This window comes from Streptomyces sp. ISL-66, from assembly GCF_018614135.1.
Classification (GTDB): domain Bacteria; phylum Actinomycetota; class Actinomycetes; order Streptomycetales; family Streptomycetaceae; genus Streptomyces.
On the sequence record NZ_JAGGOW010000180.1, the window covers coordinates 1 to 26,792 of the forward strand.

Here is a 26,792-nt window from a genome sequence, read left to right on the forward strand (position 1 = left end):
GAACTCCAAACAGGACCTAGACCGGTGTACTGGAAGGGGCTCCGCGGAGTCTCGTCCGCGAGGGGCGAGGCCGTCGTAGCGGCAACGGCGCACCACGATGTCGGTGGCGTAGACGGCCATGGGGGCGTCGGCTGGAACTCCCCGACTGCCACGGTGAGTTCGCGCACGCCTTCTGGCCGGGCCTCGAGGTCTACACCCGGATCATCGGCGAGAGCTCCACCAGGTCGGCGGATCTCACCGTCCTCGCCGACAACCCGCTCACCACCGCCGCCACCGTACTGCCGGACCTGCCCGTGCTGCTCAAGGTCCTCGACGGCCTCCCCACCCACCGCCACCCGAGCCTGTGACGCGCCCCGTCAGGTGACGTGCAGGCACCCAGTGGTCCTGACCTGCCCTCCTTCTCACCGCAGTTGCTCGGCCAGTCCGACGATGATGCCCTCCGGGCCGCGGACGTAGCAGAGCAGATAGCTGTCCTCGAACCGGGCGATCTCGCCGACGAGTTCGGCGCCGTGAGGGCGCAGGCGGGCAACGGTGTCCTCGAGGTCGTCGACGGCGAACATGACGCGGTGCGTGCCCAGAATGTTGTGCGGCCGGTTGCGCGGCCCGGCGCTGATCACCGCGGGGCTACGGTACTTCGCCAGCTCGAGCCGGCTGTGACCGTCCGGGGTCCGGAGCATCGCGATGTCACAGCGGACGCCGTCGAGTCCGGTGCACTGGTCCGCGACGAGGCCCTCGACCTCCGCCTTGCCCTCCAGCTCCATACCGAGTTCCTCGAAGAACGCGATGGCGGCATCCATGTCCTCGACGACGATGCCGACATTGTCCATCCGTTGAATCGCCATGATCGTCTCCCCTCTTCCTCGTGCGGCCGTGGGTGGCCGCTGATGTCCCGGGGACGGAGCCGGTGGCACGTTCTCGACATCTTCCAGACCGCCGAACTCGACCTCACCCCTGGCGGCATCGCGGCGGGGCCCTATCTCATGGTGCTTCAGGAAGACTGGAGAACCAGGGCTGACGCCGGGCTCCGCTGCGACGGCACCGCCATGTCACCCTGTACCGGGCCGACCGGTTCTCGACCGGCCTCTCCATCGAATCCTGCCGGGGCATCGGCGGCGTTTTGATCCCGGCCCTGGCGTGCGCGCCGCTGAATGCGCGACGCCCGGAGCCGGCGTCCACGCCGCGCGCCTGGGCTTCGCCGAGACCGGCCCCTTCACCGGTGCGCACGCACTGGACGCCAGCTCGCGGCCCGCCACCGACTGGGCGGTCACCCATCCGGCAGCCATGGCCTGGCAGGCCGCGAAGGCCGGCGAGCCCGTCACCGTACTCTCTGAGTCCGGCGGCGTACGAAGGGACCGGCGTCTACCCGCTTAACCCCACCTGACGACCAGCAGCAAGCGTCGGCTTCGTCTTCGTCGGTCCGAGGGCGGTCAGAGGGAAGCTCGGTGGGTGACTTGCACCCGTCGGGGCCCGCCGGTACAGCAGGTCGTGTTGCGCCGTACTGCTCCTCGTGGCAAAGGGGGCAAGGCCCTGCTGCTCGCCGATCGCGCAGTATTCGCACGGACCCGGCGGCACACGGGGACTGCTCGTGTAGCAGGCTGGTGCAGCCGTCTCGGGCTGCGAGCAGCAGATCGGCGTTGCAGTGCCGTTCGGCTGGGCCCGTGCTGCTACGACCGGACGGCGGCGTGGCCTACCGCCGCCGTCCGTGCTCCTCCGAGGCATGCCTCCTGTCTCAGCTGGGGGAGCGGGACTGACCCGGCTTTCCCAAGCGCGTTGCGAGACTGAGGGAGCGGCGCAGTAAGGCCGTCTCAGTTGCCGATGCCGGAGCTACCGATGCCCGAGTTCCCGATGCCGTGGCTGCCGATGCCCGTATTGCCGAGGCCCGCGTTGCCCACTCCCGAGTTGTCAACGCCGGCGTTGCCGATGCCCGAATTCCAGATGCCGGCGTTGCCCACTCCCGAGTTCCCGATGCCGGCGTTGCCCACGCCGTCGGCGCTGGCGGCGCCGGCACCGCAGAGAGCCAGAGCTGCCGCGGCACCCAGCGCCGCTACACGGAGAAGAGTTGAACGCATCGTCGCATACCTCCTAGTTTGGGATTGCTTGTCCCATCTTTAGCATGCCGCCATATCGGATACCGGAACCGATGTCCGAAAGTTCCGTGTCGCACCAGCCCTTGTCGGATGGCGGCAAAGCGGAGATCCGAGGCACCAAGCGCTTGGCGAGAGATTCCCCGTTGAGCCGGTAGAGCGCAGTCACGGCCGCGTCTGAGCGGGGAGCGGGTGGGCCCAGCGTCCGGGGACAAGGTGGCGGACGAGCACGCCTCAGCACGCTCGTCCGTCGATCTCGCGCTGGCCTGTGCCCGGATGGCCCACGCTCTGGTGGCACCAGTCCGCCGCAACGCCCTCCTGCGGCTGATCACCTCGCTACGGGACCCTTGAGACGGCAGCGGCACCCCGCGTCGGCGGCCGCCTATGCAGACCAGAGCGTCATCCGGCACGGCCGCACACACCACACCGGGGGAGAACTTCCAGTGTCCGCGACACTTCTGCGGCCTCCAGTCGAACCTCGTTGTGGAGGTACGCGCTGTCAGCGACCTAACTCGCGCTCTGCGGTGCCGACTTGGTGGTGACCGCTTGCGCCCTGCCCGCCCGCCGCCCAGACTGTGATCGGTCACCAATGGGGTGGTCACAGTGAGCCTGGTGGTGCGCCCGGCGAGCGGGACCACTTCGTCTTCGTATGCACTGACCCGAGTCCGGGAGACTGCGGCTTCACCAGGGTGGGACACGTGTCCACACTGACGGGGTTTAGCCACGCCGTCTTCGTCATGGACGGTCGCCGTCGCCAGCAGGCGGTATCGCTCTCGATGATCCGGGCCGATTTCGCGACTTGGGAAGATGGGATCACGGCTGTACTCGCCGCGTTCGACCAGTGGTCTTGAGAGGACCGGGTTGCCTCTGCCTGGCGGTGGTGAGTACCCATTTCCGGTGCGCCTGGAGCCCGCTCAGCGGTCCCTGCGAGTCCTGACGGTCATCCACTGGTACGACGGGTCGGTCGGGCGGCCCGTCTCTCGTCCCGGGTTGGTCCGATCGGTCGGATCTACCGGTGGGTCGGTCCGGGACGCTCCGGGCGGAGGCAGAGTCGAGGTTATGAATGCGTGGTCGGACCATCCGTGAGCATCAACCTCAGGAGCCACACGATGCGCCCCATCAGAGCAGCCTGTCTCGGCACGGCCACTGCCCTGGTCACCCTTCTCGCCTGCGTCCCCGTCGCGACCGCCGCGACGGACACCGATTCCGCCGACCCCAAGGGCCGAGACCGGGTCATCACACTCACCGGCCGACTCGCGGAACAGACGCGCTTCCCCGTCAACCCCGGCGGCGCCCCCGCCCAGGGTGATCGGACCGTCTTCCGCTCGATTCTCTTCGACGAGGACGGCAAGCAGGTCGGCGACACCGGCGGCACCTGCACCACCACCCGGGCCGACAACGGCGGAGCGGAGGAGTGCGTCGTGACCTACAACCTCCCGGGCGGCCAGCTCTCCGTGCAGGGAATGGTCTTCGGCATTCTCAACCCGGGCCCTCCCCCTTCGTTCGACAACGGGATCACGGGCGGCACCGGGGAATTCGACCGGGCCCGTGGCTCGGTCCACGCCGACACGATCGCTCCGGGCACCAGGCGCTTCACGATCGACCTCCACCGCTGACCGACGGTCGATACGGCACCTGCTTCACCGATCGGCGTCACCTCAGTCACCCTGGCCTTCACCAGTAAACCCGCAGCTCCTTAGAGGTGTGAGGGGGAGTCAGGGACTCAACACTCAGGCCGGGTCCGCCTTCGTCACGCACGCGGGCGGACCCTGTCGTGTCACTGAAGGGGAGGGCAGTGGGCGTGGTGAACCCACCCCGCGAACGGCCCGGCCCGTGATCGTCCGGCTCGCTGCCCACGCCGCCGGGCGGTTTCTTCTGCCCGGCCCCGTCCCGGGCGGGCACCGGCCGCCGCGTGCCGGGTGGCCCGGCCGACCGTGGAGCCGCAAACCAGCTGTGGCGGCGGCTCCTGACGACTGCTCAGGCAAGTACGACGCAGGCAGCGGCCGGGACGTCCAGCCGGCCGGCCAGGTGCAGGCTCCCGCTCTCGGGGTCGGTATCGAACCAGGTGACATCACCCGTCCATTCGTTGGCCACGTACAACTGTCGATCCGAGGGACCGGCTGCCAGGTGCCGAGGCCATTGACCTCCGCAGTCCGCCGCATCGCTGATGCGAGGCTTGTCGGGGCCGTCGGACAGTGACAGGGTGCTGATGAGGTTGCTGCCCCGGATCGCCGCCCAGAGGAAGCGGCCGTTGCCCGAGACCAGCGCGACCGACGGGTACTCCGTGGTGCCCGGGCTGGCGTCGCCCGAGCCCAGGGACACTTCACCGGTCAGGTGCAGACGCCCGGCATCGGCGTCCCATCGGCAAACCGTCAACTGCGGTTCCAGCTCGTGAATCACGTACGCCACGTCTCCGCGCGGGTGGAAGGCCACCTCCCGGGGACCGCTCCCGGGCCGAAGCGGAGTCTCGGTATGCACCCGGAGGGGCCCACCCGCCGAGTCGGCCACGCATACGCGTACCGAGTCGGTGCCCAGGTCCACGCTGAGCACCCAGCGGCCGCTCGGATCAGGTGCAACGTGGTGCGCATGCGGGCCGGTCTGCCGTTCGGGGTCTGGCCCGCGGCCCTGGTGGTCGAGGACAGAGGCGTACCCCACCGGTCTGCCGTCATCCGCGATCCGCAGGCTGCTCACACTGCCGGACATGTAATTGGCGATCAGTAGCCGGTCACCGGCGAGACTCAGGTGGACGGGACCGAGGCCGTCGACGGCGACCGGTTGCCCAAGCGGAACAAGACCGTCGGACGTGATCCGGAAGGCGCTCGCCAGCGCTTCGCCGGTCCCGCCAACGGCATAGAGAACCTGCCGGTCGTCGGAGAGGGCCAGGCACGAGGTGTCCCCGAAGCCGTCGACGACCTGCAGTACGGTGAGTCCCCCCGTGACGGGGTCCACGGCCGCCGTGGTGATCCCACGGCCCCCTCCGGAGGCGAACGAACCGACATACGCGCGCAGTCCGATGTCCTGCGCCTTGCTTTCCGCGCCGTCCACTGAGTGGTCCTTCTGCCGTCCCAATCCGCTGCTACCGGGCGAAGTTAACAGCTTGCTGCCGCTAACCGGCGTGCAACAAGCCGTTCCGCCACCGCATGCTCAGCCACTCGGAGGGCAACCAAGGGCGAACTCCTTCATGTCCCGCACTCGGCTCGTCGGACAACATGAAGTTCGGTGCCGTCCCGGTGGCGTCTGGAACGTCGAAGAGCCTGACAGCGATCTCCGACTCATCCACGGGCTCATAAGGGCGACATGGGTGAGGACGTCAGAATCTCGGTGCTCACGGCGGACATCGTGCCGCACAGCACCACCGACACCGGGGGCGGCGATCGACCGAGGCCGCGGCGCATGCGCGACTCCATGGTGCCTGCCCCGCGCGGGAGTTGGATCGGTCGGGCGCGGTGGTGGCCGTTTCAACATTCACCGTCGGACACCTTGACGCTCCGGCACGTCGGCCGCATATTACGTGCCAGTACAACTCATCAGTAACTGCGCGCAGTGCCCTTCGCGGGTGCCGAGGGCGAGGCGGACGGGCCCGCCTTGCCGTCGGTCCCGTGCGCTCCCGGCCGTCCCGCCAACGGCCCGTGGGCGCCTCCAGACCCCACCCGAGAGGCACAGCCATGCGTTCAGTCAATCCGAGCCGCCGCACGCGTACCGTTCTCTCCCTCACCGCCACCACGGTTGCCCTGGCCACCGCTACGGCGCTCGGCAGCAACCCCGCCCTGGCCGCCGGAACCGCCGGAACCGCCGGAACCGCCGGAACCGCCGGAACCGCCGGAACCGCCGGAACCGCCGTCAGCCGCTATGCCGCGCTGGGTGATTCCTACGCCTCGGCGGCCGGTGTGCCCGACCAGGTCGACACGGCTTGTACGCGGTCCAGCGTCAACTACCCCTCGTTGCTGAACACCGCGCTCAACCCCGCGGCCCACCAGGACGTCACCTGTGGGGGAGCGACCACCGTGCACATGAGCTCGGCGCAGAGCGCTTCCGCGCCCCCGCAGTTCGACGCTCTGAACGCTGATACCGACCTGGTCACCCTGACCATCGGGGGCAACGACATAGGCTTCGCCGACATCATCGGCCGCTGCGTGGTACTCGGCCTGTTCAACCCGTCGGGCTCACCCTGTAAGAGCAGCTACACCTGGACCGGCACCGACCGGCTCGCCGCCACCATCAACGCCACCGCTCCCAAGATCGCCGCCACTCTCGACGGCATCCGGCAGCGGGCTCCCCACGCACGGATCCTGGTGACCGGCTACCCCGCGATCCTGCCGGACGACGGAACCAACTGCCCGTCCGTCGTCTCCATCGCCAAGGGCGACGCCCCTTGGTTGCGTGACACGCACAAGCGCCTCAACGGCATGATCTCCGCTCAGGCCGCCGCCCACGGCGCCGTTTACGTGGACACCTACACCAAGTCCATCGGCCACGACGCCTGCAAGCCGGTCGGCACCCGCTGGATGGAGCCGCTCTCCAGCAGCGCCGCAGCGCCGTTCCACCCCAACGCGGCCGGCGAACGGGCCATGGCGGACGCCGTCCTCAACGCGCTCGGCTGACGGCTCCTGACCTGCCCCCGGTGCGGGCGCACCACACTGGGGGCAGCTCACCACGTCCGCCGCCTGGCGCGCGATGCAGGGCGCCGATGTGACCGGCGGCTACGGGGCCGCTGGAGGCCCTCGCGCGCAACGAGGTGAACGTAAAACAGCTACTCACCGCCTGGCCGGACACGGTAGCTCCCCTTGACCCGCTCCGAGCCCGCGGAGTCTTCCTCGAAGTCACGTTTCTGCGGTGAAACACCGCCCCCAGGTGGGTGAGGTGCAGACCAGGTCCTGTGGGTGCTATCACCGGGCACGCTACAAACCTCTCATGATCAGGAACCTGTTGCGGAGCGTGCCCGCGCTCCTCTTGGCGGTCACGCCTCTCCTTCCCACTCCCGCGTCCGCGGTGGGCGACCAGCCAGAGGCTGTCCGTCCCGATCCCATCGTCTTCGTCCACGGCTGGAACTCCGACGGCTCCACCTGGGAGACCATGGCCGGCCGCTTCCGGGCCGACGGCTGGCCGACCGGCCACCTCGATCAGTGGACCTACAACGCCACACAGTCCAACGCCACGACCGCCGCCCAGCTCGCCGACGAGATCGACCGCGTCCTGGCCCTCACTCACGCCTCGAAGGTCGATGTCATCACCCACTCGATGGGCGCCCTGTCTTCCCGCTACTACACCAAGAACCTCGGCGGCGCTTCCAAAGTCGATGCGTGGGTCTCCCTCGCAGGACCCAACCACGGAACCAACACCGCAAACTGGTGCGGCGGCGCCCCTTGTTTCGAGATGCGACCGGGATCCGACTTCCTGAGCGACCTCAACTCCGGTGACGAGACCCCAGGCTCCCCCCGCTACGCCACGTGGGGCTCACCCTGCGACAGCGTCATCAACCCTCAAAGCAGTGTTGCCCTCTCTGGTGCCGTCAACAGCACCACCGCCTGCCTCAACCATAGTGAGCTGCGGAGTGACCAGGAGGTCTATAGCCAGGTCAAGGCGCACGTGCGCTAGGGCCCGTCTTCCGGCCCAGGCCCTAGCGCACCACGGCGGCGGGGCCGCGCTCGCCGCCCCGCCGCCGTTTTCCGTGCCCCGGCTCTCCCCGGGCGCCCGACGCGGGAACGGCGTTCAATGGACGTATGCGACGCAACAGCAAGCGCAGGGGGCTGACCGTGGTCGCCGGGCTCGCCCTGGCGGCCGGGACCGTCGCCGCCGCACCGTCGCCGAGCCCCGGTGGCTTCGACGTGGCGAGGGCCCTGGACACGCTGGACTCGCAGGTGCAGGACGGCATGCGGCGCACCGGGGTGCCCGGCGTCTCCGTAGCCGTGGTCCACGACGACAAGGTCGTCTACCTCAAGGGCTTCGGTGTCCGCAGCACCGATGCCCCGGGCGACAAGGTCGGCCCGGACACCGTCTTCCAGCTCGCCTCGGTCTCCAAAGCGGTGGCCTCCACAGTGCTGGCACAGGCCCTCGGCGCCGCCGGCTTCGACGACCCGCTCAAGGGCGTCACCCTCAAGGACCCCTGGGTCAGCTCGCACGTCACCGCGGCCGACCTGCTCTCGCACCGCTCGGGCCTGCCGGATCACTCGGGCGACCTCCTTGAGGACCTGGGCTACGACCAGGCGTACATCCTGTCGCACCTGCGCTACGAGCCCCTCAGCCCGTTCCGCACCAGCTACGCGTACACCAACTTCGGCTTCACCGCGGCCGCCGAGGCCGTCGCCAAGGCCAAGGGCGTGCCCTGGGACAAGCTCTCCGAGGACCTGCTGTACAAGCCCGCCGGGATGACGCACACCAGCTCCCGTTTCAGCGACTACGAGAAGGCGGCCGACCGCGCCCTGACCCACGTCAAGACCGACGACGGCACCTGGAAGCCGCGCTACGTCCGCGACGCCGACGCGCAGACCGCGGCCGGCGGCGTCAGCTCCAACGCCCGGGACATGGCCCGCTGGCTACGCCTCCAGCTGGGCGGCGGAAAGATCGACGGCAAGCAGGTCACCAACAGCGCCGGCCTGGCCGAGACCCACCTCCCGCACAGCATCAGCCAGCCGCCCGCCGAACCGAACACCCAGCCCGGCTACTACGGCCTGGGCTGGAACGTGCGCTACGACGACCACGGCCGCCTGCGCCTGAGCCACGCCGGCGCCTTCGCACTCGGCACCAACACCAACGTCACCCTGGTCCCCGCCGAGAAGCTCGCCATCGTGGTGCTCACCAACGGCGCCCCCACGGGTCTCCCCGACACCGTCGCCCTCAATTTCTTCGACACCGCCGAGTTCGGCAAGCCCAGCCGGGACTGGCTGCCCGTCGTGGCCGAGGCCTACAAGCAGCAGCTCGGGGAGGGCCGCTCGAAGACGGACTTCGCCAAGCCGCCCGCGGACCCGAAGCCGGCCCGCGCGGACAGCGCGTACACCGGTACGTACACCAACCCGTTCTACGGGCGGGCCACCGTCACGGCCGGCCCGGGCGGCGGGCTGGTGCTGCACCTGGGACCGAAGCCGATGGACTTCCCCCTCACCCACTACGACGGGGACACCTTCAGCTTCGAGACCGTCGGCGAGAACGCCATCGGCCGCACCGGGGTGACCTTCACCGACGGCAGGATGCGGGTGGAGTACCTGGACGCCAACGCCCTCGGCACCTTCGAGAAGGGCAGCTAGTGCCTGCGGCCGCCGCCCGCGTTACGCCGATTGAGCTGTTCAGGCGGCGTTGAAGGCCGGCCGACCGGCTGCCAGCCCCGCGGTGCACCGCCGTGAGCGGGCTGTCGCTGCCTCGTCGGCAGCCACGTCGACGGCGCGTTCGTGTTCAGGCGATTCCTACCGTGTACGCGGCACGGTATCCGTCACCGTCGGCTGTGGGGGCAAGGGTGAGGGAGGCGCCGGAGGCGCGGTAGCGGTCGTCGCGCCCGTTGGGCTGCTCGGGGACCTGGCGCTGCGCGTAGGGGCGGCGCGTGTACAGCTCTTTGAGGAGGTCTTCGGGGAAGAAGAGCTGTGAGGAGGTTTCGGTGTGGTTGTCGGGCCGTACCTTGAAGTGGATGTGGGGGGCCAGTTCCGCGTACCAGCCGGGCACGATGGTGTGGAAGGTGCACCGGTCGGCGTGGTCGGTGATCTGGGTGCCGCGCAGGTAGGTGGCGCCGTTGCTGGAGTAGTCGCCCGCGGCGTCGGCTTGCCAGACGTCGACGGCGGCTCCTTCCAGGGGCCGGCAGCCCTGGGAGGTCCGGACGATGGTGAAGTCGAGGCGGAAGGGGATGCCCTGGCGGTCGTCGGTGATGTCGGAGCGGACCCGGTCCAGGTCGAGGTAGTAGGGTCCAGCGCCCCACACGGTGGTCAGGACACAGGCCGGGGTGGTCGCGCCCGGCAGAGAACTCGGAAAAGGTGAGGTCTGCTCCGGATCATTGCCGGCCGCGGTGGCTACGAAGGCTGACGCCAGTGTGGCCACTCCGGCCGTGCCCGCCGCCAGGAGGACCGCGCGACGGCTGGTGGGGGAGGGGTCGTTCTCGCGCATGGGGAAAATCCTTAAGTGGGAGCGGCGCGGACGGCGGCTGGAGGGCGCCGGGCGAGAGGACAGCGATGGGCCCTCTTGGGAGTCAGGGAACAGTGATGTAGAACGCGTTGTCCCGCAGGCCTTCGGCGCTGCCGGTGAAGGCGGTGACCGTGTTGTCGGCACGACCGCAGCTTTCCGTCGGGTCGGTGGCCAGGTGTACGACGGTGCCCCACGGTGTGTCGGGGCCGGTCGCGATGGTGGCGACGGGGGTGATCTCCTGCGCCTCCACCCGGGAGTCGGTGAAGGTGATGCAGTAGACGCCGGCGCTGGGCTTGGACACGCCCGCGATGCCCTTGGCCTGCAGGAGCGTGCCATTCGACACTACGAGTGCGGCCGCCTGCGCGTACGGTGAGCGGGCCGGGCCGGCGTCGGCGGGCGTCGCTGCCATGGTGCACGCCCCGGCAACCACCGCGCCGGCCGCAGCGGCCACGACGTTCTTGGAACGGGCGCTTGTGAACGAGATCATGGCTCGGTCCCTTCTTCAGGGCTGGGTAGGGCTTAGGACGGCTGATCGGAGGCAGGCCCGCCGCGAGAGACGCGGCCGGGGCCACGTCCGCCCCCGAGCATGGGCAAAGCGGCATGCCCGTGCGCCATGGCGCGCCGGGGCCTCCTGCCCACGGGCCAGCACACGTGCGCCGTCGGAGCAGTCGTCCGATAAACCCCCGACGCCTGCCGGTCCGTGGCGTAAGGACGCAGCGCTCCCTTTCGGCCGCCCAGCCGCCCGGCCGCCGCCTGTCGGGCAGAGGGGGCGCTCAACTACGAGCTGATCGGGGCCGCCAGCCTCGCGGTCGTGATGTTCCTCTTCGACAGACGTCGAACGCCGAGCGGTGCTCCGCCGCATCACCCGCTGGCTGCGACCCGGCGGCCACCTCCTGCTCGGTTCCTTCAGCTGGTTCCCGCTCGACTCCTCGCCGCACGCCGACTACCGCCGCCTGATGGACGCATTCCTCGCTGGGCCCGGACGGCGCGAGATCGGCCACGAGCTCATCGGCTTTGGGATCGCCGGCCTTGCTCGCGGCTTCCATCTCCCGGGCGGCGTTCTGGACGGTCAAAGGCACAGAAGAACTCCTCGTGCGGTGGGGGTGCGGGTACGGGTGCGCCGACGTCTGCCACGGTCGGTGCCAGGGCCGGTCGACGTGCCCTTTCCGTGGCCTGCTCGTTGACCACGTGGATAGCGGGCCCCAGCCCGCTCCGATACCGCCCGAGGCCCTCTCCTGCCCCAGTCGGGTGACCCGTTCACCGGGGAAACGATCAAGCCGCGCGGCCATCTGGCCAAGCGCACAACCAGCGCGTACGACCACGGCACACGCGCGCCCCACCACCGCGAAGCCAAGAGTTCCAGCAGCCCCCGAGGGTGACGCGTCCGCTGTGCGGCGGAAGGCGTGATCGTTTCTGCGGTGAAGCGGCTGCGCACTCGGGTGAGGTCACCCATGGCAGCGCCGGAAGCCTCCCGGCGCGTGGGTATCCAGGAGCCTGCGCTTCTCGTCCGGAGAAGCCGGTTCGTATCGGAGGATGTTCATGGCCAGTGGTCGGACGACGGATGCCTTCATCTGCCTACGGCTGCCCGGCGCGCTGGTGGACGCGCTGAGCGGCCCGCAACAGGACTGTCAGGACCATGTCGATGCGCAGGATCCGGAGCACATCCACATCACTCTGGGCTTCCTTCACGGCGCTGACGAGCAGAAGCTGGCGGACGTCCGGTCGTTCATCGAACGGGGGACGTGGCCGGCTCCGGTCATCCGCCTGACCGGTGAGGTACGGCACGGCAGCTGCAGCCTGCAGAACGATCCCGCCTAGCGCTACGACGAGAACACCGTCCAGCAGGGGGAGCAGGTCCGCCTGGGCGTCGAGCACACCCCGGAGCTGGCCCGCATCCACGACGAGATCACGCAGCACCTGGACATTTCCGAGGACGGCTTCTGGCCCCACGTGACGCTCGGCCTGGCCCGCGAGGACTTTCCGGCCACGAAGCTCAAGTCCCTCGACCTCCCGCAGGTCAGCGGGCCGGCGCCCACCGTGGACGTGCAGCGGGAAGCTTCGTCCACCGAGTTCACCACGCTCGTCCGCAAGGACCTCGAACCCGCTTCCGGAAGGAAATCCTCGTGACGACCGCCGTCATCGACCACACCGCCGCCGAGTACAGCGTCGGCCACGCGCTGAGCATGGCCCGAGCCGCCGAACTGGCCTACGAAGACGAGAAGAGGGTCGAGGCCACCGCCCGCGAATGGGGATTCGATCGGGTACGCCATCACCACACCAGCTTCCAGCCGCCGTTCCCGCTGGAAGACACGCAGGCGTACACCATCGCCAGCCCCCAAATGATCATCACGGCGTTCCGCGGAACCCAGCCGGTCGAAATGCGCGACTGGCTTTCGGACACCACCACCCCGCCGTGGCCCGGCCCGGGCAAGACCGGATTCATCCACTACGGCTTCGGCGAAGCCTTCAACGGCGTGTGGCCGCAAGTCCGCGGCGCCATCGACGAGTTCCGCGACAACGGGCAGACGCTGTGGTTCACCGGCCACAACCTCGGCGGCGCCCTGGCCATGCTGGCTGCCGCACGGCTGCACTTCGAGGAACCCAACCTCACCCCCGACGGCGTCTACACCTTCGGTCAGCCCCGCACCTGCGACCGCACGCTGGCCCGCGCCTACGACAGTGCCTTCACCAAGCGCATGTACCGCTTCGTCAACAACAACGACGTCGTCCCGCAACTCCCGCCCGAGCCGGCCTTCCACCACGTCGACGCCCTGCGCTACATCGACTCCGACGGCACCATCCGCGACAAGATTCCGGCGCTGGGCGGACTGTTGGACCGGGCGAAGGGCCACACCGCCGACATGCTCGCCCCCGCATCCGACGGTGTTCGCGACCACCTGATGAAGCAGTACATCGCCGCTCTGGAGAAGAACCAGAACTGAAGCACCCACCGCCCGCCGCCTACCGCCCGACAGCAGCTGCCATGCGCCGCACTGAGTGACCGACTCAGGTGCGCGCGTAGCCCCACCTCTGCCGTCACGACGGTGCCCTGGCCCTGTCGCCACCGGGTCAGGGCCAGGACATGGGATGCGCTTTCGCTCAGCCGCCGTTGTCCGTCGCGTGCACAGTGCTGAGAAGGCTGGTGAGCATGTCGACGGCGCTGCCGTCGTGGTCGCTGCCCGCGGTGCCGCTGCCGTTCTGGAGGTTCGCGGTCCGGTCGACCTCCAGGACGGAGTCGGCGTGGGAGTTGTCGATGACCGTTATGAAGCTTTCGCCGGCTGTGGCGGGCGGGGCGGCGGCACCGAGGACCATGACGGCGAGGTAGGCGGCGGCCCGCGCCCGGTTCAGGATCATGCGATCACGCCGGCGCTGTCGCGGGCGGCGGGCTGGGCGTGGTGGCGGGCGATGTTCTTGGCCACGAGGCGGGTGGACTCGGTGACGCCGATCTCCTGGCCGTCCTCGGCTGCGGGCAGTCGCCCGTCGGCGAGGCGGAGTTCGGCGAGGGCGGTGTCAATGGCCCGGTGTGCGGCGAATAGGCAGGGGGTGCTGTAGATGGCCACGTCGATGCCGAGGTCGGTGAGTTCGCTGAGGGAGAGGCGGGGGGACTTTCCGCCGGCGATCTGGTTGAACAGCAGCGGCTTGCCGCCGACGACAGCGCGGATCCGCTCGATCCACTCGACGCTGCGCACCCCGTCGATCAACACCACGTCGGCGTCGGTGGCGGCCAGCGCCTCGGCCCGCCGCAGGATGTCGGCCTCTTCGGTGGCATCGGTACGGGCGACGACTACGAGGTCCTTGCGGGTGGCGAGGACCATGTCGAGCTTCTCCAGGTACTCCTCCAGTGGCAGGACCTGCTTGCCGTCCGCGTGCCCGCACCGGCGGGGACGCTTCTGGTCCTCGAGGATGACGCCGGAGGCGCCGATCCGTTCGAGGCCCTCGACGACGTGGCAGGCCACCTCGGCATCGACGTACCCGTCGTCGATGTCGACCAGGAGGTGGTGGCGGGGGAAGGCGCCGCGCAGCCGCTGGACGAAGGCCATCATGTCCGGCCAGGCGATGAACCCGATGTCGGGCAGCCCGTAATAGGAAGCGGCGAATCCGAAGCCGGAGACGAACATCCCGTCGTAGTGCCCAGCCGCCACGGAGGCGGAGTACATGTCGTACACCCCGATCAGGGGGGTGGTGCCCGGCTGGACGATCTCTTCCCGCAGCGTGTTCCCGTAACTCATGGTCAGGCTCCTTCAAGAGGCATCGGAAGAGGAGAAGCTGCCGCGACACGGCGATGCTTTACCCAAACCAGATCTTTTCCTGACCTTTTGCGGGTGAATGGTTACTGCGTCGGCTGCCTCACGCCAACGGCGTAACCCGTTCACCAGAGAAACGTCACGCGTCACGCGTCACGGGACGCCGCCCCCGGCACCCTCCCGCGAGGGTGTGCCGGGGTCGAGGACCCGCACGGCGCATATCCCCACGGCTGTGCCGGGTGCGGCTGTCCGGAATTCCGGAACAGCCGCACGAGCCCGCCCGCACCCCCACCACGCCAGACCACGGGCTCACCTCTACGGACGGTGCCTGCGATCTCGGCGGACGAGTTGACCGCCGACACGTCGACACGCATGCCGCCGTCGCCGTACCGAAGCGAGATGGCGGTCACGACGGCAGGTGGGCCCCTGGCGGCGCCGCCCCGGTGTCGGTGGCCGCCGCCTGCTCGTGCTCCACTCCCGCCGCACCCGGCTCGGCGGCCGGGCCGGTCGTGCCCGCGCACCGTCGGCAGGCCGGGCTGGCCCGGAAGCCGGGCCGCGGCAGGTAGCCGTTCCCGACTACCCGGCTGCCAGTGCTCCCCAGCCGGCCGCGGCTATCCGCGGGGGATGAGGGCGCGTACGGTTTTTCCGCCTTCGGGCGTGGGCGTGATGACGGTGGCGGTGGCAAGCTGGTTGACCATGGGCCAGCCGAATCCACCGGAGCCGTCGACGAGGTCAGGGGTGCGCATGCGCGGCGGGTGGGGGCTGGGGTCCTTGACGGCGACCTCGATGATGCCGGGGTGGACGGTCAGGCGGAGGGTGTAGGTGCCGCCGCCGTGGCGCAGGGCGTTGGTGACGAGTTCCGAGACGACCAGGATGGCGGTGTCGCGGGCTTCGGCTCCGACCGGGGGCGTGAGGCCGTCGAGGAAGTCCAGGGTGCCCTCGCGTGCGCCGGCGACGGCGGTGGGGGAGTGGAGCGTTGCGACGTCGAACCTCATCGTGTCCATCAGGTCACCCCGGTCTCTGGATCGCCGTTCCTGGTCTGGTCTGCTTGTGCCCGGCCCGCGGCCGGTGAACCGAGCGGGTCCCGACGGGACGGTCGTGACCGCCTACACATGCTCGGGGTCCCGCCCGAAAAAGTGAGTCTGTTCACCGGTCAGCGGGGGTGGTGCTGGATTGCCCGCTGGCTGGGGAGGCGGGTCAGCCGGCGCGTGGTGGTGCGGCGGCGTGTAGTGCGGGGCTGGCGGCCGGGGAACGGGTTGCGCCGTGCGGGGGCGCTGGGGGCCAGGGTCAGGAGCGCGATGAGCACGGGGACCGCGACGAGGACGAGCACGGTAACGAGGGTCATGTTCCTGCCTTCCGTCGGGTACTTCCTGTAGCTACCTGGTGTTACCAGAATGCGGACCGTTAAACACGGTGAGTGACTTCTGGGTCGTGGTCAGGGACCTCTGCCCTCAAGGGTTTTCTACCGCTTGCCGTGTTCGGTCCTGGAGCGGGCTCGTCGCCCCGGTCGGCAGCCGCTGGAGGCGGACGCGCCGGTCTGCGGCAGTCCGGCCAGTCGAACCCGGCCCCGCCTCCAGATCTGCGACAGCCAACCGCTGGTCCCGCTCGGGTGGCCTCGTCGCTCGTCGCTCGTCGCGTCGCTCACCACCCACGGCCTGTTCGCCAGGCCCGACGGTAGAACGACACAACCCCTCTGACCACGAGACCACTCTGACGGACCCGGCGTGGGCCGCCACCACAGGGTGGCGGACCACGCTGTCGTGCTCGCTGGTGTCCTCGGGGCTGCGGGCCCGCTCGACGCTGGCGCGCAGGGCCTCCACAGCGGGCGAGGTGCTTGCGCGTACCTGTTTGTGTGCAGCCGGACGCCGCCGGATGCCTCGGGCACACGCTACCGACAGAGCCGAACGGCGGCTTGGGGTCTGGAAGCGAAATAACAAGAGCAAGCGCCAGGGTCGCACCGACGACCAAGCGGTCCGGCTACGAGCGCTACTGGCCGAGTACGGCGAGCGCATGCCCTGACAACGACCGGCCATGGATTTCCGATCGACGCCTGGTCTTCTCCCGACCCTCCTGCGGTCCGTTCAGCAAGGATGATGGATTGGGAACGTCAGGTCGATGCCAGTCAGGTCGCAGCTGGCCGCCCAAAGTCGTGTCGCGCTCGTGGTGTCGGCGAGGTGGGTCCAGAGAGGTTCGATCCTGGGCATACCGCGCAGCCCGAACAGTCGGGGGGCCCACATCTGGCCGCCCCGGACGCCCGGGTCGAGCACGGCGTGGACAGCGGGCCATGCGGCAGCGTCCTTGCCCTGGACGAAAAGACCGAGCGGCAGATGGCGCAGCCGCTCGCCGGCGCTCCGGACATGGAATGGCGGGCGCGAAGGTGTCAGGGAGTCGAGCGCGCCGCCGGGATGGACGATCACGCTCAGCGTCGTGCTCCCGGCAGCACGCAGGCGGCGGTCGAGTTCAACGGCGGAGAGCATCTGGGCCAACTTCGACCGCGCATAAGCACGCTTGGGCTGATAGTTGTGCGTGCTCTGGAGATCGTCGAGGTCTAGGCGTTCGGACTTGGCGGCGAAGCTGCCGGTGGTGACGATCCGGCTCCCAGCGGTCGCCGTGAGCAGGGGTGCCAGGTGGTGGGTCAGCGCGAAGTGCCCCAGGTGGTTGGTGGCGAGCATCAGCTCGTGGCCGGCGGTGGTTTCGCGGCGTGGTGGATGGTCGAGCGCCACGCCGGCGTTGTGGACGACGGCGTCGAGGCGATCCAGTCCGAGCGCGTCCACGGAGGCCTTGAGCGACCCGAGATCGGCCAGGTCCAGGGGCAGGTGCTTCACCCTGGCGCCGGGGACGCGGGAGCTGATGGAAGTGATCGCCTCTTCGGCCTTCGCCCTGTTGCGGCTACCAAGAACGACCATGGCCCCGGAGCCGGCGAGCTGCTCGGCGACAAAATACCCGATGCCCGCGTTGCCGCCGGTGACCAGGAAGTTCTTTCCCTCGGCGTGAGGCAGTCGGTGGACGTCCCACTGCGGGACCTGGGATGCAGAGGGCATGGCGGGCTCCTGGAAGCTCGAAGTGGTATGGAGGCGGGCGGGACCGCACGTTTACAGCCGGCCAGCCGAGTTCCCACGGTCCCTGACGCCACCCACATCCCGCCGACAGGTCGCTGTCCCCACCGACAGCCGTCCGACATGGGGCGGGCAGCGACGCATCGACCTTGACCTGCGGCGGTCCGTCTCCGGTGTCACAAACTGCGTGTGGACCTTGGTCGTGAGCCCGTCTACCAGCAGTTTTGTCGTTCACATCGAACCGGGGTGCCCCAACAAGCCTGACAGGCCGAGAGGTTGGGAGAGGATCACTGTGTCAGTCACCATTGCTACTGGAACACGGCCGTAGTCGCTCAACGAGCGAACGCGATAGGCCGCGCTGCTCGCGGCAGGGGGCTACGGGGGATTCCGGATCCCAAGCCCCGCAGTTCGGCGTAGAGTTGGCCGTCTGAGAACGCGGCGCGGGTGCCGCGGGCTGCGTGGAGGGCATGGGCGGTCTTGCCGATACCGCCCATGCCCGAGATGGCGAGGACTGCGGGCAGGCCGTCGGCCGGGGCGCTCAGCAGGCGCTTGCGCAGGGCGGTCAGCTCCGCAGCCCTGCCGGTGAAGTCCGGGACGTCACGGGGCATCTGGAACGGCGTATGGCGGGTGGGCTCGGCGTGCGGGGCTGCCCCGTCGGAGTTGGCGGTGTTCGTCGGGTGTGAGGCTGCCGGCCGCGAATCCAGCGGGACCGATCCGGCCGGAGACGAACCCGGAGTGGGTAGCGAGCGAAATACCTGCTGGGTGGTTGGGGCGGGGTCGGTGCCGAGTTCGTCGGCGAGGGTAGGGCGCAGGCTGTGGTGTGAGGCGATGGCGTTGGCCGTGTGCTCTGCGTGGTGCAGGGCGGTCATCAGGCGTGCCCCGGTCAAGCGCTTGATGGGCGTCAAATCTCGCCCCAGGCACCGCTGTTAGAGCCCTGTTGGCGACTCGTTGGTGCAGGTCGGCAAAGTACGAGTCCGGGGCCAGACGGCACGCCGTGAACCGGTCTTCGATGAGCTGCCGCGCCCACTGTGGCTCATTCCCACGCATTCGCCCAGGAGATTCTCCATGTCCAGCAAGGCCTAGAAGCTCACCCGTATCGCCCTGGCCGCCGCCAATCACGCCGACGGCAACGTCACTTCCTTCCCGTTCGGCGACGGCGGCAACTGGGCTCCCATCGCCGGCGACTGGGACCACACCGGACGCACCAACATCGGCGTCTACATCCCCGACCACCGAACCTTCTACTTCCGACACACCGACGGCTCCATCACCTCCGTCGTCTACGGTGACGCCGGCGACACCCCGGTGACGGGCGACTGGAACGGCGACGGCTACGCCACGCAAGGCGTCATCAAAAGCTGAGCTGAGCTTGTCGCCGCAGCCTGAGGCGGTGGCATAGCGGTGGACGCACGTTTGCCGTGGGCGGGTCCGGCACGACCCCGCCGCTGAAGGTTGCTGCGGCAAGACCGTGTAGGGCGCCCGCAACGGTTACGGCGTGGGGGCGAGGTGTCTGCCACTACCGATGTCCGACCACGCGAACCACTGTCGTGTGGTGATTAGGAACCTAGTTGACCGCAAGGGCTCATATGTTTCGAGGCATGAAGAACCAAGCGCGCCACATACTCACGGCTTTTGCCGTTCTGCTTTCGCTCAGCTTTGCCGATCCGGCCGCGGCGCAGATGCGTACTCCGGGGTCTCAGGCATGGGCGACAGCCTGGAGTGCTCCGATGGCGGCCGCCGCGCCGGACAGCTACAGCGGCCCGAACTGGTCGCGTGAAGGGTTCTTGAACCATTCCGTCCGCCAGATCGTGCGGACCACCGGTGGCGGGTCGTCGGTCCGCGTCCGGCTCTCCAACCGGTTCGGCACGCAGCCGTTGCGGATTACCGGCGCCACCGTTGCCCGGTCCACGGAAGGGGCCGCCGTCCAGACGGGGTCGGTCAGGCCGCTGTCGTTCGGGCACCGGTCGTCGACCCTGATTTCCGTTGGGCGTGAACTCACCAGCGATGCGCTCCAGTTCCGCACCTCACCGCTCGAACGCCTCACTGTCACCCTGTACTTCGCCGGTGAGACCGGGCCGTCGACATTCCACCCCGAGGCGAATGCGTCGTCCTACCGGGCGTCGGGTGATCACCGTGGGGACACATCCGGCACAGCTTTCACCACCCAGGAGCCCACCGCGTCCTGGTACTACCTGACCGGGGTGGAGGTGAGCGGCCCGGCGCAGCGCGGGCGTGGCACGGTGGTGGCTTTCGGTGACTCCATCACCGACGGAGTGTCAGGCACCCGAGACGGATTCGACCGTTATCCCGACGTGCTTGCGGAGCGACTGGTCGCCGGGGGCCGTCCCCTGACCGTCGTCAACGCCGGCATCGTCGGCAACCGCGTACTGAACGATTCGGCGTGCTTCGGCGAAAAGGCCTCCTCGCGGTTCCGCCGCGATGTCCTGGACCAGGTCGGTGTGCGGACGGTGATCGTGCTGGAGGGCGTAAATGACCTCGGCTTCAGCGAAAGCCCGGCCAACCCCTGCACCGACCCCAACCCCGCGGTCGATGCCGCCGAACTGATCTCCGGGCACCGCCGCCTGATTCGGGCCGCGCACGACAGGGGCATCCGTATCATCGGCGCCACCATCACGCCGTACAAGGACAACGTTTACGGAAACTGGTCGGCGCGCGGTGAGGCCGTCCGCAACGAGGTCAACCACTGGATCCGCACCAGCGGTGAATACGACGCGTTCGCCGACTTCGACCGAGCACTGTCCGACTCCGACGGCCGCCTGCGCACCGAGTACAACGGGGGCGACGCCCTGCACCCCAACCCCGTCGGTCTCGCCATGATGGCCCACACGATCGACCTCAACACCCTGTGACCGATGAGCAACCCACACACCGACCGGAAGGACACCGTGTCCTGACCTGCGTGGTCGAGCGCGCCGCGACCCTCGGGCCTGGGTAAGCGCATCGTCCGCCATCCAACTGACCTTACCCACGGAGGACTGAAACTTGATAGGTCCGTCGATACGTCGAGCGGCGATCACCACCGCCGCGCTTCTCTCAGCGCTGACTCTGGCAGTCACTCAAGCCGAAGCAGCTTCCATCGCCTACCACACACGCACGATGTGGCTGACAAGTCACCCGACTGAGTCCACATCCACCGCCTGCGTTGACACCACGATTTACCTTGCAGAGGGCAACTACAGCTGGGTTCAGACCCGCGACGGTCGCCTCGGGGCCAGCAAGACTATCTGGCTGCGGGCCGGCACATACGGCTGGCTGGACTGCCTGTGGGGAAAGGACGGCTACTACAAGCACTGGACCAACCTCTCTCCGCAGAACAACGACTACATCGCCACTCTCTACTCGCCCTGGGTCGTGGAGAGTGACGGCAACTACACCTGGGGTTCGTACCTCAACCCTGACTTCTAGGGAGCCACCCCCTGGGCTCCAGAGCCTTGAGACGGGGCGCGCCTGCCGGTTCTCGGAGGGCCCGCGCCCACCTGGTCCAAGGCGTGACGTGTACTCGTTTCCTCTGGGGACGAGGGTCTGGGAGGCGTTCATCGACTGGAAGGCATGGATATGGCTACGGGAACGGAAGTGCCCCCCGCCCGCTGCCGCCGGTGTCCTGTCGCACCGAAGGTCGACGAAGGAGGACCGCGAACAGCTCGACGCGATCGTGGCGGAACTGCTGGGCAAACACGGGCTGCGGCTGCGCTTCGAGGAGGTCGTTCACCACGACGACAACGACTCCCTGGGGCAGAGACTCGCATCCTCGCCGTGACCGTGTTCGGGCCGCCGGGCCGCCGGGTCGCCGGGCTGCCGGGTCGCCGGGTCGCCGGGCCAGGTGTACGTCAGGTGGTGGCCTGCGCAGCCCGGCTGCGCCGGGGCGGGTGTGTCCTGCCGGGCCTGCGGTGTGGCGTCGTCAGTCCGTCGCGGTGAGGCGGGCATAGACGCGGGCGGCGCGGGCACGGTCGCCGCAGCGGGTGGAGCACCACTGGCGGCGGCCGTGCTTGAGCAGGAAGCGGTTGCAGGGAGGGGAGGCGCAGGCGGCCGGGCGGGCGGCGTCGGGGGCGGTGAGCAGGTCGGCGGCGTCGGCGGCGATGACCGCCAGGGCGTGCTCGACGATCGCGGTGGTGGGGTGGGGTGTGGCGCGGTAAGGGCCGGTCTTCTCGTTCCACAGCAGCAGGGGTGCGGTGGGGACGCGGGTCATCGCGTCGTTGAACGCCGTGACGGCGGCTGGCAGGGCGGCCTGCCCGGCGACACGGGACGCCAGTAGTGACCTGACCTGTTCGCGCAACGAGCGCAACCGCGTCGCGCAGACCTCCGCCAAGCTGGCGCCGACCGGGGCGAGATCGCGCCGCGCCAGCCACTGCTCGGCCTGCGCGGGGGTGCTCAGGAGATCCGCCGTGTGCCCGCCGGGCAGCGCGACGGCACTGTTGGCCAGGGCCAGGGCAGGGTGCTCCGCCTCCCCCGGCGCCGACGGGAGTGCGGCTACGCTGGCCGACTTCGGCGGCGACGCGGACCTGTCGTCGGAGGACTTCCTCGCGGCGATGGACGCCTACAAGAGCCGCAACCGGGAGATGGCCATCCTCGTCCCGGCGGTCAAGGCGACGGTGAAGGGTGGCCTGGGAAGCTGCGCGAGCGGCCCCGCGGCGAGGGCTGGGTGTCCGGCGAGCCGTGGCGGTCGCTGTCCGGCCGACGTGGCGGCCCGACATCCGCGCGGCGGTCATCTCCCGCACCCGGATCAACCTGCACCAGGAGTTCGTCAAGCACGCGGCGTTCACTGGGAGTAGCCGGTCGCGATCCTGTCCGACTGCGTCGTCTACGCCGTCGACGGAGAGAGCGCTGGACTTCCTGCCGTACCGCCAGGGCAAGCCCCTGCCCGGGCGGGGACGGCCTGAACCAGGCGCTGCAGAAGGCGTTCACCCGCCCCGTGCCGAAGTCGGCCGGCGCGCAGATGCGGTACCTGGTCAAGCAGTACAAGGGCGCCAAGCAGGTGGCCCAGATGGTGCGGGTCTCCCAGCACACCGTCGAGCGGTACGTGAAGGAGCAGATCAAGAAGCCCCGCCCGGACATCGCCGCGCGCCTGGATCGCGAGGTGAAGGCCCGGTGGCAGCCGCAGATCCGGGCCAAGGCGAAGGAGAAGGCGGCGACGACGGCCGGCATCGTAATTGACGTCTACGCCCGCCTCGGCTACGCGGGAGCGTCGATGGAGTCGACGGATGAGGACCGCGAACGCCACGTCACCGTGGCCCTGCCTCCCCAGTAGGCGGCCCGTCTCTTCGACGCCCAGGAGCAGGGCGCCAACGAAGCCCGGCTGCGCGAGCTCACTGCCGAAGAACTCAAGGAGGTCTACTTTCCAGGACAGCGGACGCCGCGCCGGGTCCCTCCAGGAGGTCCAGATCAACGACGTGCTGAATCTGGAATTCGAGCTGTAGGCCGCACCCCCAACCGCCCGCGAGCCCCGGACCGTAGTCCGGGGCTCAGGCTCGGCCGTCCGTGAGTCTCGGATCGGGTGCGGGCCGACAAGGCGTACGACTCCCGTGGCAGCCCCTTCCTACCTGCGCAGACGCGGGATCAAGCTGCGTCGAACACCTGCCGGTGATCCCGCCAACGCCCACTGCTTCGGAGCCCGGCGGCTCAAACCGACGCATCACACATCGGTGATCTAGTTAAAAATCCACTTGGCTCTGGCGTGTCGCCAATTTGCAAACGCTTCGCGCTGGCAATGATGGGATGCCATCATCCACGAGGGAGTCAGTCTATGCCGTGGCAGCGTCTCGAAGAACATGCAGAAATTCTTGCGGTACACGCGGCGTACGTCGGGTTCGGGAAAATTATCTATTTCGGCGGAGATCAGCACAGTCCAACGCAAAACGCCGCCCGTAAGTTCGACGCGACACGGCTCTTCGATTGCTCATCCTACACTGTTAAAACTCTGCAATCACCCCCATTCGATTCTTTCTGTTCAGGGCACGCCTTCCTCGGTGCTACCAATATCGTCAAACTCCTCGTTGCCGGAGGGACCGAACTCTTCTACCAGGGTGCCGGCTACCACCTTCACCACTTCCCGGGACTGCGCGACGCGGCAATTTTCAACACACCAAACTTTTCCGCCGGGTCGGGTGGTGTTGGGTGGGACTGGCAGTCTGTGGAGAAAATGAATGTTAGCGGCATGCTTGCAGCCGCCGACCCGCTCGTGAATCCGCACCCATCCGTTCGAGATACAGGGGGGCGCTGGTACCCCACACTGCTTACGTTGCCGAGCGGTGATGTTATCGCCCTGTCTGGACACCCCGGCCTCAGCGATGCGAACCACAACAATGTTATTCCGGAGGTTTTTACTCGCCATCCGGAGCCGAATGGTAATTGGCGTCTACTGGCTCCCTATGGCAATAATTCCGCTTACCAATATTACTTGAGACACTCGACTACCTTGTACCCGCGCGTTCACGTGCTCCCATCGGGCGATATCCTATTCTCTAACCCTTTGGACTATCCCAGGGAACAGCTCTCTGAGCGCCTGCAAGAATTGACTACTAACGCTCGACCGCCCGTAACGGTGACGCTCCTGCCCGATGCCGGTGCTTTTGGTGGCACATTCACTCCCGTCGCTCTGTTCCCGACCGATGACGACGCGCCTAGTGACTATGGTGGCTACAGTTCCACCTCCGTCCTACTTCCACTTGGGGAGAAGCCGACAAGCGCCGCTAGCCGCAACAAGAAGAAAACCTATACTGCTCAGATCATGATCTGTGGCGGATCAAATAGGACGCCCTACCGTCTGAGTCTTAAAGATTGGAGTCCTTATGCGGTAAATAACGGAACTTGGCAGTGGCGCAAGACTGGGCAGCGCAAGCAGTCTCGACGGCGGTACCACGCTAATGCCACGATCCTCCCTACAGGGGAAGTCGTGATGACCGGCGGCATCGACTACAAGCCGCTCAACATTCCCAATTCTCCGCCGCCGTTGGATAGTGACGGCGTGCGAACTCCGGAAGTGTATAATCCGTACACCGATACATGGACGCTGCTCGATGGGGACGCGGCCGCCACGGACCGGAACTACCATTCAGTAGCAGTACTTATGCCGGATGGCCGGGTATGGACCGCTGGGTCCAATAAGAACGCGGCGCAGTCTGTTGTGAACGCTGTGCCGCCGGCTGAGGATTGGCGAAATCTTGATATTGAGATTTTCGCACCGTGGTATCATTCGGTTCCTGACGGGGAGCGTCCATATATCACGCAGGCCCCCAGCCTGCTCTATCCCGGCGCAGCGGTCCAGATTAAGAGCACGTACGCCAGCGAAATCGACCGAGTGGTCATGGTTGCCTGCGGCTCATGCACTCATGCGTTCGATTCTGGTCAGCGGCTCATTGAGATCGCCTTCGAATATCAGGGCGATGACGACCTACGCCTTAAGATTCCGCCGACCAACAACATCATGCCATCGGGACCATACCTTCTCTACACACTCCGAGAATGGTCCAATCCGCTCGGCTTGCCGTCCTACGGCACCGACATCGTTGTAGTTCAACCGGAACATTAGCCCACTCGCCGTCACTGCAGTCCTGTCGCATCCGAGGGGCGGCTGAGCCGCCATCCATTCGCGCTGGGCGCTGGGGAGTGGACACTTGATTGTGCGGCTGGGCGATAAATCTGGTGGGGTGGCAGCTGGTGCCCGGCGAGGGTGTACGTCCGTGGCGGCTCAGCGATAGGTACTCAGTCGCCCCGAGTGTCGGCCTCCGTGAGGCCGAGTACGTCCACGCCGCGCTCGGCCAGTCGGCCGCCCGGTGGCCCTCCGCGTACCGAGAGGTTCCGGACCGCCGCCGGCTGGAACTGAGCCGCGTGGGCAGGTTCGGCGATGCCCGCCTTCCCGTCGACCTGATCGCCGACGAGAGACCGGGCCCTCTACGCCGACGTGATGGAGCTGAGCATTCACGAGCGGGGCCTGCCCCACGCCGTTGCTCACGCGTCGGCCCCGGCCGCGATGTCCGCGTTTTTCCCGCCTCACCCGGGTTGTCCCACCTGGGGCACACGGCCCCGGAGAGCGACCCGGTCCGCCTCGTCTGGGCCGACGAGCAGTTCGCGCTCTACGGAGCGTCGGTCTTCCTCTCGCAGATGAACCTGGTGCGAGTGGTGTCCACCCGGCGAACGGCGAGCGGCCAGGCCTGGTCGAGGCCACGGACGAAGGCCCTTCGGCACGCTCGGGCACCCGCCGTGCCTAGCCCGATACCCGGTCGACCGCCCGGTGGGCCCACCCGCCGGCTCAGGGGAGGCCAGCCGGGGGCGGCGTGGCGGTGATCGCCGTCAGGTCCCCGGCTCGGACGGCGCTCCCGGGCCACGGGGCATGTCAGAGCTGGAGACCGGCGTACGACTTCTCCCGCTTTCCGGTGCCGTGTTCGTCGGCGCCGCGGTGACCGGGAAGCTGACCCCGAAGCTCGGCGCGAAGGCCATGGTCGTGCCCGGGATGATCATCGGCACCGTGGGCGTGTTCCTGCTCACCCAGATCGACAAGACCTCGACGTACACCGACTTCCTGCCGTCGCTGCTCCTGCTCGGCTTCGCGATCGGCCTGAGCGTCTCCCCGGACACCGACACGATCATGGGCTCCTTCCCCGAGTCCGAACTCGGCGTCGGCGGTGGCGCCAACGACACCTCGCTGGAGCTCGGCGGCTCTCTCGGTATCGCCCTCCTGGGCTCCCTCCTGGGCTCCCTGCTGGGCACCGCGTACAAGGACAAGTTGGGCGGCACGGTTGGCAACCAGCTCCCGCACGACGCCCTGGACGCCGCCAGGGAGTCGGTGGGCGGCGGCCTCGCGGTCGCCGAGCATGTCGCGCAGCTCCCCGGCGGCGGCCCAGAGCAGGCACAGATCCTGGTGGACGCGGTGAACGAGTCCTTCGCCCACGGGATCTCGCAGACCAGCCTCATCGGCGGCCTCATCATGGCCGCCGACACCATGATCGTCCTGGCGGTCCTGCCCGGCCGCCGAGCCGCAGCTCCGTACCGCCAGGAGAAGACGGCGGAGGCCGAGAAGGAGCATGCGGAGGTCGGCTGAGACCCCGCAGGAAGGGACGGCGCCGGGAGCGAACACCCGGCGCCGTCCCTTTTCGCGTACGCCACCGTGGTCGCGCGGCGGGCGGAGGGTCCTCAACGAGACCGGCCCGGTAGGCGATGACGACCAGTCGGGCGCGGTCGCGTCCCGGCAGTTTGCGCGGCGCGCAGGAGTTGCTGCCGAACGCGCAGGCGATCTCGTCGTTGGACCCGCCCTAGGGAGCGTATTGGATCGTGATCAATCTGAGAGTTTT

25 protein-coding genes and 3 pseudogenes are annotated in these 26,792 nt (G+C 68.3%); 15 read left to right on the forward strand and 13 right to left on the reverse strand.

Going from position 1 to position 26,792, the window contains the following annotated elements; all coding sequences use genetic code 11:
* Positions 1–401: 401 nt before the first annotated feature.
* Positions 402–842: a VOC family protein gene (locus tag J7E97_RS30790; protein WP_215034134.1), complete on the reverse strand. Its 441-nt coding sequence runs from the start codon at positions 840–842 to the stop codon at positions 402–404.
* Positions 843–1,134: 292 nt separating this feature from the next.
* Here J7E97_RS30790 and J7E97_RS30795 point away from each other — a divergent pair, with 292 nt between their 5' ends.
* On the forward strand, positions 1,135–1,371 hold the full coding sequence (locus tag J7E97_RS30795; RefSeq protein WP_251055418.1) for a hypothetical protein: 237 nt from the start codon (positions 1,135–1,137) through the stop codon (positions 1,369–1,371).
* A gap of 434 nt (positions 1,372–1,805) precedes the next feature.
* Here J7E97_RS30795 and J7E97_RS30800 read toward each other — a convergent pair whose 3' ends face one another.
* Complete coding sequence (locus J7E97_RS30800; RefSeq protein ID WP_215034137.1) at positions 1,806–2,069, reverse strand: pentapeptide repeat-containing protein; 264 nt, start codon at positions 2,067–2,069, stop codon at positions 1,806–1,808.
* 713 nt (positions 2,070–2,782) lie between these two features.
* Here J7E97_RS30800 and J7E97_RS30805 point away from each other — a divergent pair.
* Both J7E97_RS30805 and J7E97_RS30810 read left to right on the forward strand, forming a co-directional pair.
* Complete coding sequence (locus J7E97_RS30805) at positions 2,783–2,935, forward strand: hypothetical protein (protein ID WP_215034138.1); 153 nt, start codon at positions 2,783–2,785, stop codon at positions 2,933–2,935.
* Positions 2,936–3,193: 258 nt separating this feature from the next.
* Positions 3,194–3,700, forward strand: a complete 507-nt coding sequence (locus J7E97_RS30810; RefSeq protein ID WP_251055419.1) for a hypothetical protein — start codon at positions 3,194–3,196, stop codon at positions 3,698–3,700.
* 361 nt (positions 3,701–4,061) lie between these two features.
* Here the strand turns inward: J7E97_RS30810 and J7E97_RS30815 are convergent, their stop codons facing one another.
* Positions 4,062–5,129, reverse strand: coding sequence for a lactonase family protein (locus J7E97_RS30815; protein WP_308346864.1), 1,068 nt, complete (start codon positions 5,127–5,129; stop codon positions 4,062–4,064).
* 620 nt (positions 5,130–5,749) lie between these two features.
* Here J7E97_RS30815 and J7E97_RS30820 point away from each other — a divergent pair.
* The 3 genes from J7E97_RS30820 to J7E97_RS30830 all read left to right on the forward strand — a co-directional run bounded on the left by J7E97_RS30820 (position 5,750) and on the right by J7E97_RS30830 (position 9,325).
* Complete coding sequence (locus J7E97_RS30820) at positions 5,750–6,685, forward strand: SGNH/GDSL hydrolase family protein (RefSeq protein ID WP_215034143.1); 936 nt, start codon at positions 5,750–5,752, stop codon at positions 6,683–6,685.
* A 310-nt stretch (positions 6,686–6,995) separates the two neighbouring features.
* Positions 6,996–7,679 (forward strand): triacylglycerol lipase, encoded by a 684-nt coding sequence (locus tag J7E97_RS30825; protein ID WP_215034145.1) that lies wholly within the window; start codon positions 6,996–6,998, stop codon positions 7,677–7,679.
* Positions 7,680–7,804: 125 nt separating this feature from the next.
* The gene (locus J7E97_RS30830; RefSeq protein WP_215034147.1) at positions 7,805–9,325 is read left to right on the forward strand and encodes a serine hydrolase; all 1,521 of its coding nucleotides are present in this window, start codon (positions 7,805–7,807) and stop codon (positions 9,323–9,325) included.
* Positions 9,326–9,470: 145 nt separating this feature from the next.
* Here J7E97_RS30830 and J7E97_RS30835 read toward each other — a convergent pair whose 3' ends face one another.
* From J7E97_RS30835 to J7E97_RS30845, 3 genes are all read right to left on the reverse strand, one after another.
* Positions 9,471–10,169, reverse strand: a complete 699-nt coding sequence (locus J7E97_RS30835) for an intradiol ring-cleavage dioxygenase (protein WP_215034149.1) — start codon at positions 10,167–10,169, stop codon at positions 9,471–9,473.
* Between the two features lie 82 nt (positions 10,170–10,251).
* The gene (locus tag J7E97_RS30840) at positions 10,252–10,674 is read right to left on the reverse strand and encodes a hypothetical protein (RefSeq protein WP_215034151.1); all 423 of its coding nucleotides are present in this window, start codon (positions 10,672–10,674) and stop codon (positions 10,252–10,254) included.
* Between the two features lie 1,088 nt (positions 10,675–11,762).
* Positions 11,763–12,104, reverse strand: a complete 342-nt coding sequence (locus J7E97_RS30845) for a hypothetical protein (RefSeq protein WP_215034153.1) — start codon at positions 12,102–12,104, stop codon at positions 11,763–11,765.
* 33 nt (positions 12,105–12,137) lie between these two features.
* Here J7E97_RS30845 and J7E97_RS30850 point away from each other — a divergent pair, with 33 nt between their 5' ends.
* Positions 12,138–12,314 carry a hypothetical protein gene (locus J7E97_RS30850; protein WP_215034155.1) on the forward strand — a complete coding sequence of 59 codons (177 nt, stop codon included), beginning with the start codon at positions 12,138–12,140 and terminating at the stop codon, positions 12,312–12,314.
* Positions 12,311–13,129, forward strand: a complete 819-nt coding sequence (locus J7E97_RS30855) for a lipase family protein (RefSeq protein WP_308346865.1) — start codon at positions 12,311–12,313, stop codon at positions 13,127–13,129. The genes J7E97_RS30850 and J7E97_RS30855 overlap by 4 nt, the downstream gene beginning before the upstream one ends.
* Positions 13,130–13,286: 157 nt before the next feature.
* On the opposite strand, the gene J7E97_RS30860 is transcribed toward J7E97_RS30855, so the two are convergent.
* The 6 genes from J7E97_RS30860 to J7E97_RS30885 all read right to left on the reverse strand — a co-directional run bounded on the left by J7E97_RS30860 (position 13,287) and on the right by J7E97_RS30885 (position 18,374).
* Positions 13,287–13,541 carry a hypothetical protein gene (locus J7E97_RS30860; protein WP_215034157.1) on the reverse strand — a complete coding sequence of 85 codons (255 nt, stop codon included), beginning with the start codon at positions 13,539–13,541 and terminating at the stop codon, positions 13,287–13,289.
* Positions 13,538–14,416, reverse strand: a complete 879-nt coding sequence (locus J7E97_RS30865; RefSeq protein WP_215034159.1) for an oxaloacetate decarboxylase — start codon at positions 14,414–14,416, stop codon at positions 13,538–13,540. The genes J7E97_RS30860 and J7E97_RS30865 overlap by 4 nt, the downstream gene beginning before the upstream one ends.
* Positions 14,417–15,042: 626 nt before the next feature.
* A complete protein-coding gene (locus J7E97_RS30870; RefSeq protein WP_215034161.1) occupies positions 15,043–15,435 on the reverse strand; it encodes an ATP-binding protein in 393 nt (130 codons plus the stop codon).
* Between the two features lie 149 nt (positions 15,436–15,584).
* Positions 15,585–15,776, reverse strand: a complete 192-nt coding sequence (locus J7E97_RS30875) for a hypothetical protein (RefSeq protein ID WP_215034163.1) — start codon at positions 15,774–15,776, stop codon at positions 15,585–15,587.
* Between the two features lie 736 nt (positions 15,777–16,512).
* Positions 16,513–17,472: an SDR family NAD(P)-dependent oxidoreductase gene (locus tag J7E97_RS30880; protein ID WP_215034165.1), complete on the reverse strand. Its 960-nt coding sequence runs from the start codon at positions 17,470–17,472 to the stop codon at positions 16,513–16,515.
* Positions 17,473–17,819: 347 nt separating this feature from the next.
* Positions 17,820–18,374 carry a BTAD domain-containing putative transcriptional regulator gene (locus J7E97_RS30885; RefSeq protein ID WP_215034167.1) on the reverse strand — a complete coding sequence of 185 codons (555 nt, stop codon included), beginning with the start codon at positions 18,372–18,374 and terminating at the stop codon, positions 17,820–17,822.
* 711 nt (positions 18,375–19,085) lie between these two features.
* Between J7E97_RS30885 and J7E97_RS30890 the strand changes: the two genes are divergently transcribed.
* From J7E97_RS30890 to J7E97_RS36400, 3 genes are all read left to right on the forward strand, one after another.
* Positions 19,086–20,357, forward strand: a complete 1,272-nt coding sequence (locus J7E97_RS30890) for an SGNH/GDSL hydrolase family protein (protein ID WP_215034169.1) — start codon at positions 19,086–19,088, stop codon at positions 20,355–20,357.
* A 133-nt stretch (positions 20,358–20,490) separates the two neighbouring features.
* Positions 20,491–20,913 (forward strand): hypothetical protein, encoded by a 423-nt coding sequence (locus J7E97_RS30895; RefSeq protein ID WP_215034171.1) that lies wholly within the window; start codon positions 20,491–20,493, stop codon positions 20,911–20,913.
* Between the two features lie 88 nt (positions 20,914–21,001).
* Positions 21,002–21,265, forward strand: coding sequence for a hypothetical protein (locus tag J7E97_RS36400; protein WP_251055420.1), 264 nt, complete (start codon positions 21,002–21,004; stop codon positions 21,263–21,265).
* A gap of 141 nt (positions 21,266–21,406) precedes the next feature.
* Here J7E97_RS36400 and J7E97_RS30905 read toward each other — a convergent pair whose 3' ends face one another.
* The gene (locus J7E97_RS30905; protein ID WP_251055422.1) at positions 21,407–21,934 is read right to left on the reverse strand and encodes an ABATE domain-containing protein; all 528 of its coding nucleotides are present in this window, start codon (positions 21,932–21,934) and stop codon (positions 21,407–21,409) included.
* A gap of 28 nt (positions 21,935–21,962) precedes the next feature.
* Between J7E97_RS30905 and J7E97_RS36405 the strand changes: the two are divergent.
* The 4 genes and pseudogenes from J7E97_RS36405 to J7E97_RS30920 form a co-directional block, all read left to right on the forward strand.
* Positions 21,963–22,371 (forward strand): annotated as a pseudogene (locus J7E97_RS36405) (transcriptional regulator); the annotation flags it as partial.
* 70 nt (positions 22,372–22,441) lie between these two features.
* Positions 22,442–22,922, forward strand: a pseudogene (locus J7E97_RS30910) (XRE family transcriptional regulator).
* Positions 22,923–23,248: 326 nt separating this feature from the next.
* Positions 23,249–25,033 (forward strand): galactose oxidase early set domain-containing protein, encoded by a 1,785-nt coding sequence (locus J7E97_RS30915; protein WP_215034173.1) that lies wholly within the window; start codon positions 23,249–23,251, stop codon positions 25,031–25,033.
* A 798-nt stretch (positions 25,034–25,831) separates the two neighbouring features.
* Positions 25,832–26,542 (forward strand): annotated as a pseudogene (locus tag J7E97_RS30920) (MFS transporter); the annotation flags it as partial.
* Between the last annotated feature and the right edge of the window lie 250 nt (positions 26,543–26,792).

Excerpts from the sequence above, each read along its gene's own strand:
- J7E97_RS30790 (WP_215034134.1), bottom strand. The coding sequence starts at position 842 with ATGGCGATTCAACGGATGGACAATGTCGGCATCGTCGTCGAGGACATG.
- J7E97_RS30800 (WP_215034137.1), bottom strand. The coding sequence starts at position 2,069 with ATGCGTTCAACTCTTCTCCGTGTAGCGGCGCTGGGTGCCGCGGCAGCT.
- J7E97_RS30810 (WP_251055419.1), top strand. The coding sequence starts at position 3,194 with ATGCGCCCCATCAGAGCAGCCTGTCTCGGCACGGCCACTGCCCTGGTC.
- J7E97_RS30820 (WP_215034143.1), top strand. The coding sequence starts at position 5,750 with ATGCGTTCAGTCAATCCGAGCCGCCGCACGCGTACCGTTCTCTCCCTC.
- J7E97_RS30825 (WP_215034145.1), top strand. The coding sequence starts at position 6,996 with ATGATCAGGAACCTGTTGCGGAGCGTGCCCGCGCTCCTCTTGGCGGTC.
- J7E97_RS30830 (WP_215034147.1), top strand. The coding sequence starts at position 7,805 with ATGCGACGCAACAGCAAGCGCAGGGGGCTGACCGTGGTCGCCGGGCTC.
- J7E97_RS30835 (WP_215034149.1), bottom strand. The coding sequence starts at position 10,169 with ATGCGCGAGAACGACCCCTCCCCCACCAGCCGTCGCGCGGTCCTCCTG.
- J7E97_RS30840 (WP_215034151.1), bottom strand. The coding sequence starts at position 10,674 with ATGATCTCGTTCACAAGCGCCCGTTCCAAGAACGTCGTGGCCGCTGCG.
- J7E97_RS30860 (WP_215034157.1), bottom strand. The coding sequence starts at position 13,541 with ATGATCCTGAACCGGGCGCGGGCCGCCGCCTACCTCGCCGTCATGGTC.
- J7E97_RS30865 (WP_215034159.1), bottom strand. The coding sequence starts at position 14,416 with ATGAGTTACGGGAACACGCTGCGGGAAGAGATCGTCCAGCCGGGCACC.
- J7E97_RS30870 (WP_215034161.1), bottom strand. The coding sequence starts at position 15,435 with ATGGACACGATGAGGTTCGACGTCGCAACGCTCCACTCCCCCACCGCC.
- J7E97_RS30875 (WP_215034163.1), bottom strand. The coding sequence starts at position 15,776 with ATGACCCTCGTTACCGTGCTCGTCCTCGTCGCGGTCCCCGTGCTCATC.
- J7E97_RS30880 (WP_215034165.1), bottom strand. The coding sequence starts at position 17,472 with ATGCCCTCTGCATCCCAGGTCCCGCAGTGGGACGTCCACCGACTGCCT.
- J7E97_RS30890 (WP_215034169.1), top strand. The coding sequence starts at position 19,086 with ATGAAGAACCAAGCGCGCCACATACTCACGGCTTTTGCCGTTCTGCTT.
- J7E97_RS30915 (WP_215034173.1), top strand. The coding sequence starts at position 23,249 with ATGCCGTGGCAGCGTCTCGAAGAACATGCAGAAATTCTTGCGGTACAC.